Origin of the sequence: Clostridium sp. C8-1-8 (assembly GCF_009928445.1) — a bacterium.
GTDB lineage: Bacteria > Bacillota > Clostridia > Clostridiales > Clostridiaceae > Clostridium_AR.
The window spans coordinates 1-13366 of record NZ_JAABNO010000038.1 but is presented as its reverse complement, the minus strand read 5'-3'; the positions used below and the strand labels follow the sequence as shown (position 1 = coordinate 13366).

13 protein-coding genes and 1 pseudogene are annotated in these 13366 nt (G+C 29.5%); 2 read left to right on the top strand and 12 right to left on the bottom strand.

Translation table 11 applies throughout. The features are described 5' to 3' along the window. Positions 1-265: 265 nt before the first annotated feature. The 11 genes from GXK57_RS23680 to GXK57_RS23630 form a co-directional block, all read right to left on the bottom strand. On the bottom strand, positions 266-724 hold the full coding sequence (locus GXK57_RS23680; protein WP_160680484.1) for a GNAT family N-acetyltransferase: 459 nt from the start codon (positions 722-724) through the stop codon (positions 266-268). Between the two features lie 28 nt (positions 725-752). Beyond that, a complete protein-coding gene (locus GXK57_RS23675; protein ID WP_160680483.1) occupies positions 753-929 on the bottom strand; it encodes a hypothetical protein in 177 nt (58 codons plus the stop codon). Between the two features lie 56 nt (positions 930-985). Beyond that, entirely contained in the window at positions 986-1540 is a 555-nt protein-coding gene (locus GXK57_RS23670; protein WP_160680482.1) for a GNAT family N-acetyltransferase, read from the bottom strand. Positions 1541-1776: 236 nt separating this feature from the next. Further along, entirely contained in the window at positions 1777-2316 is a 540-nt protein-coding gene (locus GXK57_RS23665; RefSeq protein ID WP_202127779.1) for an AAA family ATPase, read from the bottom strand. 232 nt (positions 2317-2548) lie between these two features. Then, a complete protein-coding gene (locus GXK57_RS23660; RefSeq protein ID WP_243156498.1) occupies positions 2549-3214 on the bottom strand; it encodes a class I SAM-dependent methyltransferase in 666 nt (221 codons plus the stop codon). A 378-nt stretch (positions 3215-3592) separates the two neighbouring features. Further along, the gene (locus GXK57_RS23655; protein ID WP_160680481.1) at positions 3593-4252 is read right to left on the bottom strand and encodes a UDP-N-acetylglucosamine pyrophosphorylase; all 660 of its coding nucleotides are present in this window, start codon (positions 4250-4252) and stop codon (positions 3593-3595) included. Between the two features lie 462 nt (positions 4253-4714). Next, positions 4715-5392, bottom strand: a complete 678-nt coding sequence (locus GXK57_RS23650; RefSeq protein ID WP_160680480.1) for a class I SAM-dependent methyltransferase — start codon at positions 5390-5392, stop codon at positions 4715-4717. A 477-nt stretch (positions 5393-5869) separates the two neighbouring features. Continuing rightward, the gene (locus GXK57_RS23645) at positions 5870-6658 is read right to left on the bottom strand and encodes a sugar phosphate isomerase/epimerase (RefSeq protein WP_160680479.1); all 789 of its coding nucleotides are present in this window, start codon (positions 6656-6658) and stop codon (positions 5870-5872) included. Between the two features lie 271 nt (positions 6659-6929). Beyond that, positions 6930-7412 (bottom strand): GNAT family N-acetyltransferase, encoded by a 483-nt coding sequence (locus GXK57_RS23640; protein WP_160680478.1) that lies wholly within the window; start codon positions 7410-7412, stop codon positions 6930-6932. Between the two features lie 367 nt (positions 7413-7779). Next, positions 7780-8724 (bottom strand): MerR family transcriptional regulator, encoded by a 945-nt coding sequence (locus tag GXK57_RS23635; protein ID WP_160680477.1) that lies wholly within the window; start codon positions 8722-8724, stop codon positions 7780-7782. Between the two features lie 964 nt (positions 8725-9688). Beyond that, entirely contained in the window at positions 9689-10012 is a 324-nt protein-coding gene (locus tag GXK57_RS23630; protein ID WP_160680476.1) for a hypothetical protein, read from the bottom strand. 280 nt (positions 10013-10292) lie between these two features. Between GXK57_RS23630 and GXK57_RS23625 the strand changes: the two are divergent. Then, positions 10293-11440, top strand: a pseudogene (locus tag GXK57_RS23625) (IS3 family transposase). Between the two features lie 105 nt (positions 11441-11545). On the opposite strand, the gene GXK57_RS23620 reads toward GXK57_RS23625, so the two are convergent. Further along, complete coding sequence (locus GXK57_RS23620; RefSeq protein WP_160680475.1) at positions 11546-12835, bottom strand: transposase; 1290 nt, start codon at positions 12833-12835, stop codon at positions 11546-11548. 150 nt (positions 12836-12985) lie between these two features. On the opposite strand from GXK57_RS23620, the gene GXK57_RS23615 reads away from it, so the two are divergent. After that, a partial coding sequence (locus GXK57_RS23615; protein ID WP_160680474.1) for a hypothetical protein occupies positions 12986-13366 on the top strand: 381 nt, incomplete at its 3' end.

Here is a 13366-nt window from a genome sequence, read left to right as displayed (position 1 = left end):
ATATATAAACAATGGAGTCTATAATTTACCTAATTCATTATATCTAACTGTTCCTACGGAAACCACTACCATTTCGTCTTAATTATACCGTATTATACCAATTGTTCCTAGGAAAACTGTAGACTGAAGAGTGTTTCAAAATAATTTATTCACTGCATTATTCAGTTTTTAGGGATCATTATTGGTATTCTAAATTTTGCAAGTTACGTAATCTTTTTCAGAATGCAAAGTAACTATGCTTCTGATTACGCTTATTTCTCAGGAGTTATAGTAACTTATTAATTGATGTATAATTCGATACTCGAAATCCGAGATTTGCATACAACTGTTTTCCTTCTTCAGTGGACATTAAATCAACTGCAGCAACGCCTAATAGCTTTGCTTCCGATAAAAGTTCAGTCATAACTTTCGTTGCAATGCCTTTTCCTCTATATTTAGGGTATGTAAAAACATTGTATACCGTGCCCACAAGATATGATGAAAAAGCTATTATCGGAGGTCTTTCCACGATTGACATAAATGCAGTTGCTAACACTTCATTTTCATTCTCGGCTATGATAGCAATGAATCCCTTGTTAAGATGTTGAGTAAAATATTCTTCTAACTTGGTTCTAATATCTTGCACTTCTTCCGAAGAACACACGCCTTTTTCTAAAGCCAGATAGTCCATACGGATCTTTATGAGGAGGTCAATATCCTCTTTAACGATTTTTCTTACTTTCATGTTTTTTACCACCTTATATTTATAATCTTCAGTTCACACTTTTCCAGCAATTACAATCAAAGTAGTAAATGTCGAAACCTTCTGTTTCTAAAGATCCAATATACTTTTCAAGAACTTCATGTTTCGTATAAAGTTTAGAAACTCCATCCACTAATAATTTGAACCAAATTTTATTTGTTATTGTTTTATATTGCTCCTTGTTCATTAACTTTCTCCTATAAACATTCCATTTCGTTCTTATCTACAATTCCGTAACAAATTTTATATTGTTTTGACACAAAGAAATCTAGTTCTTATACTATCCGCTTCTGTATCAGAGACATATCCTGAGATTTTAGATTCTAAAGTATATCCTGCATTTTTAATGCACCTTAGTGATGGAATATTATTAGGCTTAATAGTTGCTTCAATCCTATTAATTTGAGTTTCTTCCAAAATGAGTTCTGTTATCTTTTTAATTGCTTTCTTAGCAATACCTTGCCCCCAATATTTCTTGTTCAAAATATATGCTATCCTCGCTGTACTATTTATATAATCAATCTTATGGATAGCAACAAACCCAATGAGTTTATCACTATGATTAAAGGCTATAACCCAGTAAACAGAAATTCCATTGTCATATTCATATAGTAATCTCTTTATCATTTCTTTTGTTTCTTCTGATGTGTTGTGTATATTAACTGTAATAAAGTTTACATTTTCATAATCGGAGTATATCTCGAATAATTCCTTGGAGTCATTTATTTTTAACTCTCTTAATGTAAAACTACCACAATATAAGCAAGGAAACTTCTTGAATAATCTTTTATTAATCACTAACACTCCTCCATAAATGCTATATAACTAATTCGCCCTAAATTACCATTCTCTATTAATTATCACCGATTACACCACATAATACCAATTACCTATAGAAAGACCCTATCCCTAAGGCTGTTTCAAAATAATTTATTCACTGCATTATTTAATTTTCGGAAAGCATTGTTTGCATTCTAAATTAAGCAAGTTACATAGCAATATAATAAGATTCCGTAGTATCTTAACTATAAGTTCTATTCATATTGAGAATTTGTATGACCATAACTCCTTTCTAAGATAAACATAACTACTTCTTCTATACTCAAATTATTTGTATCAATTTTAATTCCTTTAATGTCCTTTTCAAATGCAGTTAAACATCTATCTATTTGCTGAGAAGCCCATGAATTATCTACTTCACCTCTTTTTAACAATCTATTCAATATAGTAGATTTTGAACCTTCTAAAATATAATGATGAACAGGAACACCATCAGCATTCAATTTATCAACAATTTCACTATAATACACTTTATTTACTAAAGTCATTGGAACGATTATTGTTCCAGAATAATTTTCGTGCAAATATTTTAACATCTTATAATTAAACTCACGCCACAATGGTATATCTTGAAAGTCTCCTTTTCTACTTATACAATCAGGTGAATTATTCCAAATGAATTCTCCTGCCATTTCAGGGTCATATATAAAGGAATTTATCATTTTTTTATTTAACTCATTTGATATCGTTGTTTTTCCAATTCCAAAAGAACCATTTATCCATATTATCATCATTTTCTCTCCCCAAAATATAAATAATCTTGTTCGCAATATCTTACCATTCTCTATTAATTATCCCTGATCACACCCCATGATACCAATTACCTCTAGAAAGACCGTATCCAGAAGGCTTTTCCAAAATAATTTATTCACTGCATTATTCAATTTTCGGAGAGCATTGTTGGTATTCTAAATTTCAAAAGTTACATAGCAATATAAGAATAAAGTTACCTAACTTAAAACTTTATTATACTGATTTTCTGCATACGCAATGAAGTATCGGGCCATCTTCTTCCTTATAAACCAAGCCTCTTTTACACTCCAAAACTGTAAATCCTGTTCTTTGTGCTAAATCTGTTATTTCATTTATGGTAAAGGCTTCCCAATAGCAATCTGTATCTGCATAAGCAAAGAACTTCTTACCATCAAGATACTGTGAGTAGTTCTCTTCTAAATATTCTTTATCATGGCCAGAAAAACTAAGTATTCCATTACTCTTTAAAACCCTGTTGCATTCTTTTAAAATACGTAATTTGTTCTCCTCTTCATAAAAAAGACCAAAAGTCTGTGCCCATATTATTACAACATCAAAGGTATCACTTTCAAAAGGTAAGTCTAGTCCATTAGTTAGTAAAAATTCAATATCTCGTTTGCTTTCTAAAGCAAATTGTCTGGCAGGTTCTATAACCTTTTCAGAAATATCAATAGCTGTAACTCTAAAGCCTCTATCATACAGGCAAAATGCTTCTCTTCCCATGCCACAACCTATATCGAGAACCTTTGATTTAACCGAAAAATAAGAAACTACTTCGTTTTCCCAAATCTTCAACTTCTTATTAGTATAATCTCGCATACCCTTTATTGCAGGTTCCTGAGAATATAGCTTTTTTACAATTTCTATATTGTTACTCATACAGATTCCCCCCAATGATATTCATCACCTTTAACTCATATTAATTTACCATTATTTATTAGATTATAGCTTTACGTAATGCTTATTATAACATAATTTACAATATATAACACACGCTATATACGTTGGATCTCTATTCTTTAAATCTTTTACTTTGTTATACTAATATGCTACACTGGTTTGAGCTATAAAGTCTTTAGCCTTCATTATTGCTTATCTGTATCAAATATTTTGGGTATGTTAAAGAAAAGTTTTGATAATATTCAACTTTTTAAGGGAACTTGTTGAAGTTCCCTTAATGCACATTTTTAGAAAAATTAGAATTAAGATAGAGTAAAATTCACTTCTGCAATAATAGGATATTCTGATTCCCCGACTTTATTTTCTATCAACAATTTCACCATTATTTTTCAAAATACTCTTCTCTGGGATATACCCCCTTACAGAACTTAACGGATAAATAATACTATCCTTTCCTATTATTGTTCCTGGGTTTAAAACTGAATTACATCCTACTTCTGATAAATCGCCTACAATTGCACCAAATTTCCTTAAACCAGTTTCAATAATATCTGTACCGTATTTTACTTTTACTAATGTTCCATCGGACTTTAAATTGGATGTTATTGCGCCTGCACCTAAATGGGCTTTATACCCTAATATTGAATCACCAACATAATTGTAATGGGGAACCTGCGTTTTGTTAAAAAGGATTGAATTTTTAATTTCAGTTGAGTTTCCAACTATAACCTCATTACCAATGATAACATTGTCTCTAAGGTAAGCAGAATGTCTGATTTCGCAATTATAGCCGATGATCGCTGGACCTTTTATAAGAACACTTTTTTCTATAGTAGTGCCTTTGCCAACCCATACAAATTCCTCTATTCTTTCAAAATCCCTTGGCAGACTTTTGGCGTATTCAAGAATGAAATCCCTGATTTTTGTAAGGGCTTCCCAAGGGTATTTAACACCTGTAAAGATTGCTCTTTCATCTAATTCTTCAGTATTTAATAGTTCATTTAAAGAAATTCTCATTATAATCCTCCTCCAATTTATTTCGTGATTTATTACCATTCTGTGTTAATTATTACTATAGGGTTACAAGATCAAACTTTAAGTTATGAGTTTTACTTGCAATAGATCTTGCAAGACTTTAACGGCTAGTATAACTTAAACTTCGAGCCGTGAACCCTATATAAGGTTCCTATATGGAAACTTAAGTTATACTTGTTCGATAATCACGGCTTCTGGGGATTATCTGGCACGTATAACTAATAGTTGAGTTAGGAACACTATAACCACTCAATATTATTCCAACTAGCTCTAGGAAAATCTTAGACAGAATGTTGTTTTTAAATATTTTTTGCTACATTATTCAGTTTACAAATAGCATTGTTTGTATTGTAAATTTCGTAAGTCATATGGAATTTTTTCATAATGTGTACTAATCTAATGATAGATAGCTCCTATTAAATTTATTATTATGCTTTAAATTTTTTATTCTATCCTTTCAGCATATACTTTCGTCACCCTTTGGCAGTGTAACAGACCGTCTACGCTATCACGGTCAAACGCAGCGTTTATTGCAGCAATATGTGCGTCATATCCTGGGTCGGTGGGCAGTGGATTGTCGTCCTGTGATGCGATGTAAGCCAGCCAGTTATCTCGGGTATACTCAATTGAGTTTTGAAATTCCCAAGTTGTAGGCTTTGTAAAAAATGCTTCAACGGTCTGCTTGTATAGACCTGTCATTTCCTTGCCAGGTTCATGGTTGTAAATAGCAATAACCAATCCTCCAGGCCTAACAATGCGCCGGCATTCTGAGCGAAAGGCATCCAGATTGAACCAGTGTAACGCATGGGCTACAGTGATAATATCAATGCTGTGATCTGGGAGTGTTGTGGCTTCGTCGGTGCCATCAATAATCTTTGCATTTTCAAAAGGTGCCAGCGTAATGACAAGTTGCCCACGCATATCTGCATTTGGCTCAACAGCAAACACAGAGTAGCCTCGCTCCGCAAGCTTCACTGCGAATTTTCCTGTTCCCGCGCCGATGTCTGCAAATACCGTGCCCGATGGCGCAAGCCCTATTATTGTTTCTATTGCCGCATTTGGATATCCTGGACGTCCTTTGGCATAGGCCTCTGCCTTGCCAGTAAAATTTTCAGTGTTCATTTTATCTCCTCCAAATCTAAATTTTCTACTTCTTAGTTTTCTTGAATTATGACGTAAAAACACTGCAAAACTCAATTGTGAATAATGCAGTGTTTTAATTAATTATTCGATTTTATTTATATGAAGTTAAATAAGAATGTTACGAATCATTTTCACGTTTTTTTTTGCTTTAATCCTTTAATAGCTACCACAGAAGTCAAAATAAATCCGATTGATATCAAAATATATGCTACTCTTAAAATAATATTATTTTGATTTAAACCTCGTATAAAAGTAACAACTGAAAGAATAAGCCAGCAAATAGTTATGCCAAAATTATTATTTTTCATAAATCACATTCCCTTTATAAAATCATTAGTTATCTTGGTTTTACCATATCTAATAGTTATTCATTAGATATAATCTTGATTTGGAGAATTAAATAAGAATATTCCGAAGTAACATTTCTCTTATGAAAGATATTTAAAACTTTAAAAATTATTTAATAATATTATTTATGAAATCTATACTTCCCTGTATTGCTGATATTGCTTGTTCATTATTTAATATATTATTTCTTTTCTTATTATCAAAATCTAATTCTATAGTTACTATCCCCTCATATTTCTCTTTCCTCAATTGCACAATGAAGTCTTTTAAAGGTAAACTACCTTCACCTAAAACCTTGTGTTCTATTCCATTGTTAAAGTCACTTAGATGAATATTTTTGATAAATTTTTTAAACTCTTTAAATGTTTCTATAATAGGAAAACCATTAAAAGCACAATGTGTTGTATCAAATGTTAAATATATATTGTTGTCGTCTATAAACTTAAATAGTTCATCAAATTTCCCCAAAAATGTTCCCTCATTAATATAAGGTAAATTTTCTGTTGTTACAATAATATCTTTTGTTTCGCAGTAATCAATCATATTTTGTCTATGTAGTTCATCTAACCCCTTGATTTTATCATCAAAATATTCACCATACACCATATGTGATACAATAATTTTTGAACCAAAAGTTTTTGAAATATCAATACTTTTGTTAATCCAATAATGTTCACTTTCTTTTCTTGCAAAGGCGATAAACTCTAATGGAGTATGTATGCTTAATATATTTAGATTTCTTTTTGAAACTTCTTTTTCAAGTTCAGAAATATCTACATCCATGAATGCTTGATTAAGACATAATTCAATATTTTTACATGATGTACTTTCAATAATGTCTAAAATCTCCTTGTAGCCTTTCTTATAATATAAACCTGTTGAAACTGAAATATCCATATAATCATTCTCCCTTATTTCATAATTATTTTTAATGATTAAATCATAATAAATTACTAATCCAACTTAATTACCTGTAATTATATCATTTAGAACCAATTAATTCCATACGATGAGTTTATTTATAGATCGTACCTTTATTTTCATCGCATTATTCAATTTTCAAAGATCATTATTCGTATTTTTAATTTTATAAGTTATGTCCCATTATTTTCAAACTACGAACTAAGAACATACTTTAATCTTATTGGATTTATTATGTTCTTTCATGTTACCTTGAAAAAAACTCTTGTTGGATACCCTTGTCATCAATTCTTCTCATCTCCATATAACTTTTCTCTGTATATCTATCAATGATTTTTCTCCAAAAACATATTGCTGGTTCATTGAAATCAAATTGAGAAACTCTCCACTTACCAGGAAACATATCAAAAATCATACTTGCAGCCTGTTCTCCTATTTTTAACCTTCGATATTTTCTCATTATAAAGTAGTGTCTAAAATAATTAATACCTTCTTCATTAATAAATTTTATAACTGCTAGACCAGCCAATTTTCCTTCGACTTTAATTAAAAATGAAATGTACTCGTCCTTAGTATAATAATCATCAACATCATGTAATTGTGGATATAATCCATCATCATTTATATCCATCTTGTTCAATTCACTAAAATCATAAGCAAATAATTGGTTCAAATTATAGAAAATTTCTTTTTCATTTTTTGTAACTCTAATTAATGATATATTACTCATCCTATCCTCCATAAATATGCAAACTTTTATATGTATACATCTCATCTTTTATTCAAACTTATTTGGCACTATATCCCAACTATCATCAGTTACACCATATGATATCAATTATTTCTAAGAAACCCATAGACCTAAAGGTGTTTCAAAAAAATTTTCCACCTCATTATTAAGTTTACAAAGAGCATTGTTGGTATTTTAAATTTCTCAAGTCATATGGCATTTTACTTGAATTACGACATAAAAACACTGCAAAACTCAATTGTGAATAATGCAGTGTTGTAATTAATTATTCGTTTTTATTTATGTGACGTTAAATAATAAGATTCCGTACTAACAAAAGTATTAAGTTTAAACAATGAATACCCACTTAATTGAATTTTTTTATTGACTCATCAATAGTAAAACCTAGTTTATCTTTTACTGCTTCATCAATATCAGACAACATTTTGGCTTCATTTTCCTTATATTTTTTATACTCTTCATTAAGTATACATAAATATTCTTCAAACTCCTTTTGAATTGGTCCAATTATTTTCTTCATATGCTTTGCTTTTTCAATAGCACTAATAAATTTTTGTTTAACTTCTTCATTTTCTTTTATTGATTTTGCAAATTCAATTTGACTCTGTGCCATATTATTCTTAGTATTTTCATTATAATTTAATATGTTTTTAATTTGAGTACTCATCATTTTTTTTGATTCATCTAACATAGTATTATTAGATTTATTAATTTCTTTTATTATATAATCATTTTCCTCTACTTCCTCTACAGAATCTAAAAATTCAACAAGCCTTAACCATGTTTTTTTCTTTTCATCATTATCTATAGTAACATTTAAAAAAGGTTCACACATAGAAACAACCATACCACCAAAATTTCCTGGAAATATTCTAATTAATGTATTTGATATAAATTCTTTTTTTTCGCATTTAGATAGTTCTAAGGTTTCTCTTAGTTTTCTAATTTGTTCTCCTGATGTTTTGTAATCATTTAAATTTCTTTCTAGCAGACTTGTAATAATTAATTTACTTTTCTCTAGATGATTGATACTTTCATCTATTGTTTTTAGAGTATTCATTAAAACTTCTAGCAAACCTTTTTCACCTACAACTATATCCTTTATATCTTTAATTGGTATATCCAAAACCCTTAACGCTCCAATTAAATTTAGTCTAACAATATCAGCTTCAGAATATTCTCTATAATTATTTTCACACTGTTTTGAGGGGTTGATTAATCCTGCCCCCTCATAGTACTTGATAGCCTTCTTTGTTAAACCAGTTTTTTCTGATGCAATTTTAATATTCATACTGTATACCTCCGATAAATTAAAAAAATCTAATTTCTTTAACTTTATAATAATGGTGCCTGTAAGGTACAAGTCAATATCTTTTTACAACATTAGTCTTAATTTACCATTCTGTGCTAATTATCATTAATTATACCATATTATACTAATTATCTCTAAGAAGCCCGTATACCGAAAGGTATTTTAAAATATTTTTTTGCTGCATTATTCAGTTTACAAAGGGCATTGTTGGTATTCTAAATTTCTCAAGTCATATGGCAGTTTTCTTGAAATGCCACATAAAAACACCCCAAAATTCAATTCATAAATAATGCGGTGTCCATGAAATTACTCATTTTTTCAGTTGTTGCGTTAAATAAGAAAACTGAGATATTAAATAACTATCTATTATTTTAAATACATAGGTATTTAATATCTGTTGTCCTTTTAGGTTATTTTTGTAAGTTTTTTTGGGTATAATGACATTAATAAAAAACTTACGCTACCTGCAAATAATCCTCCCATTAATGGACAAATAATATACTTCAGTAAAAACTTTAGTAAGTTATTGTTATCAGATATTGCATGTTGTGCAAGAATGAAACCTATTACTGGAAATAAACATCCTATAAGTATTGGAATAGTATAAAGAATCCAAAAAGGTTTAGAAATTTTGAGATGTGATTTACAATTGGAACATTCATATTCCTTTTTAAGCACTTTGTCTTGCATTTTAATTTTACAAACAGGACATATCATTTTAACCATATTTTCATCGCTTTCTGTTTTAATTATGTAATAACTTTTATTAAGACGCATTTTTTACAACTTCGATTTAATCATCATGAAAATTATACCACTATATTCATATATTTGCATTCTTCTATAGGAATCATAGGAATTTTAAACACCGTATTATTCAATTTTCAAAGATCATTATTCGCATTCTTAATTCCAATAATTACGTCGCACTTTTTTCATATTACTACCTAATCATCTTCCTTTTAACAGTACCTTGTTTTGTCCACATTTCTAATGATTTTGTTATTAAGAAATAGGAAATTACAATATATCCCGAATATCTTGAGAAATAAAAAATTATAAGAAAACCCATTATAACTCCAAGTATTCCGAATAAAATGTTTGTAATGAATAGTTTAAATCTATATTTAGGTCTATTAATTATTTCATATTTTTCAATATTTACTTGAAAAATATTATACTGTTCTTTCTTAGATATTAATATAGATAACGTCAATATCATTGACATTAAGATAATACTTATTCCTAATATTAATTGAAAATCCATAAATATATACTCCTAACTTATTTATATGTAAAATACTGTTATTGTACATTTTTTCTTAATTACCTAGATTTCGTACAAATATAATAATTATATTTGTATGTATTTGGATTCCATTTAAATGAAATATGTACCATAATAATGCAATTGCTTACATAAACCACAAAGGATTATTATGGAAACTAATAAACATTCATAGCAATTATGGTGTTAGTATAAAGTAGTGGACACATTAAGTCGAACTAAGTAAAATGTTATTTAGTTAAGAAAGGATGTGTCCAATATGGGAAAGGGCAAAAGGTACAACCAAGAATATAAAGACATGATAGTAGATATATATAAATCTGGGATGAGCTTAGCAGAGCTAAGTAGCGAATATGTCATTGCAAAATCAACAATTAACGGCTGGATCAAAGATGTAAAAGAAATTAAAGTTGATGATAATGAAGTTATGACATTAAAAGAAGTCAAAGCCTTGAAAAAAGAAATGGCAATGATTAAAGAGGAAAATGAAATATTAAAAAAAGCTATGGCCATATTTGCAGCGAAAAATTAGATATATTAATAGAGATTATAGATAGCAATAAAGATAACCATGATATTAAGACTATGTGTACCGTTCTAGGCGTAGCCAGAAGTACATATTACAATTCTTTTGATAAGGGTGAATCTGTGAGAGAAAAGGAAAATGAGGATTTAAGAATAGCTATTAAAAGAATCTACAATGATAATAAAGGTATATATGGTGCTCCTAGAATTCACCATATACTTAAAAAGGAAGGTTATAAAGTATCTTTAAAGAGAGTTCAAAGACGTATGGCTGAACTTGGCCTTTGGGCGATAACTATAAAAAAATATAAACCTCACTCAAATAAGAAAGTATTAGATGGTTCAGAAAACGTTTTAAAAAGAGATTTTACAGCCGAATCTATTAATGAAAAATGGGTAGGCGATATTACCTATATTCATACTATCAAAGATGGTTGGTGCTATTTAGCTTCAGTCCTTGACTTATATTCTAAGAAAATTATTGGCTACGCTTTCGGTAAAAGAATGACTAATGATTTGGTTACTAAAGCCTTAAAAAATGCATATTATAGCCAAGTTCCTGATAAAGATAAAAAACTAATATTTCATAGTGATTTAGGCTCTCAATACACAAGCAACGATTTAAAAGAACTATGTAACGAATTTAATATTACACAATCATTTAGTAAAAAGGGATGTCCTTATGATAACGCTTGTATAGAATCGTTCCATTCATCGATAAAGAAAGAAGAAATTTATAGAAATACATACCGCACCTTCGAAGAAGCTAATGTTGCTATATTTAGATATGTTGAAGGCTGGTATAACCAAAAGAGACTGCACTCTTCGCTAAACTACATTACTCCAAATGAATGTGAATTATTGGCTAGAAGTGCAGTATAAGAAAGTTTGACTTTTTGTGTCCAAAATATTGACATAAGACCATTAATCCCCAAAATAAATTGTCATTTTTGGAGTAACTTATACTGATTATTTTTATTGAAAGTATTAAATCTTAAGAGTCATTTGTATATATTTAGGCCGGCAAAGTGCGTCAGCAATTAGCTTAGACAGCTTTGTAATTGGTGGAATAATTACTTTAATTCCATCAGTGGTTCTTTTTACAAATCCCTTTATATTTCCAAGGCTTTTAATTAATACTTTTACTCCTACATTTTCAAGGTCCGTTCCATAAAGAACGGTCGACTTAAACCAACTTATCAAGTTATGCGTCATAAATACTAACAATAAGAAACCATATATCCCATGAAACTTTGAAGTTCTAAGATTTTTTATATGATATATGTTCTTAGCTGTTTTAAAGAAAGCTTCTATGGTTTGACGCTTGTTATAAAAGTGGAATATTTCTACTGGACTCATTTCACTAATATCTATGTTGGTTATAAGCATAGAATATTTTAAGTTCCCTCTTTTAGAGAGAGTCTGCACTAGGATATATCTAACTCCGCCATTCTGGGGGAGTTCATATACCCAAGTAGCTTCATCAGCTTGAGTATATTTTGAGTAATCTATATCTTTAGCAATAGTGCTTGGTGTTCTAGTAGAGTATGCTTTTGTTATAAATTTCAACTTGGAAATTGATTTTAACTTTTCAATGTTTTCTGTTGAACCAAAACCACTATCGGTTCTTAATATTAGATTACCGTCACGAAGTTGTTCATTATATTTTGATAGTATAGATTTCAGTAAATCGCCATAGTGGTCTGTACAATGAGAGTTACCAGAATCCAAAAACATATCTACAGCTTCAGCATTATCGCCTGCAAATGCGGCGGAAACCTGGTATCCATTTTGATTTTTCTTTTTAGCGAAGTAACCTTTTTTAGCTAATTCAAAGTTTTTTCCCTTAGCTATTAATCCTGTTTGATCGCAGTCTACGACAACTCTTGCGTGAGAGTTGACAGAATTACTGTGTTGCTTAAAAAGTCTATCATGAATATCTCTTAACTGATTTATACTATCCAAATCAAAGCGTCTTATTAATTCATTAATTTGAGATTGGTCTGGAGCTGTTTCCATTCCAAACATACTTAGTGTTAGTGTTTCTCCAGAAAGCTTTTCATTGATATCTTTAGTTGTCTCACATCCAGTGACTATAGACATCATCGTGATAATAAGTTTCTGATATACAGAGTATTTTACTTCCTTCATCTTGAGCTTAAAGCTCTCTAGCGGACTGAAAACATCAGTTTTAAGACCGAATTGCATAACTGCAGCTAACCAAGTGGAAGTAGTTTCTTCTTTACATGTCTCGTTAGTAAAGGTAAAATTGTTCATAGGGTAACACCTGCCTTTATTAATTTTTCTTCGCAAGAAAATTATACTCCAAGGCTTGGTGTTATCCTTTATTTATTTTATGGAAACTATAATATGGAATATACTAAGATTTCGTTTGTACGAAACTTAGGTAATTATATGGAGGATAATATGAAAAAAAAGATTTATATATATATATTAATTTTTATAGTAATATCTTTTTCAATACTTATATTTATATTTAGTTTTAAAATCGCAAGTGGCAAAAATGAAAATAACATCAAAATATCATTAATGTATACTAACAAAGATTATATCGCAAATTATGGAATATACGACTTAAAGAAAAACGACTTTAAAAAAGTTTATTCGAGAAAAAATGAATGTTTTTCAGACTTTAGTATAGATCAAAAACATAATATTTTGTATTACTCTAATTTAATTGAAAAAAAATATAATATATATAAAGTGGATTTAACCAATAAAAAAGATAATACTATTGATTTATACTTAAAACTGACCCACATCTTGCAAGTAAACTTGACCCACCAA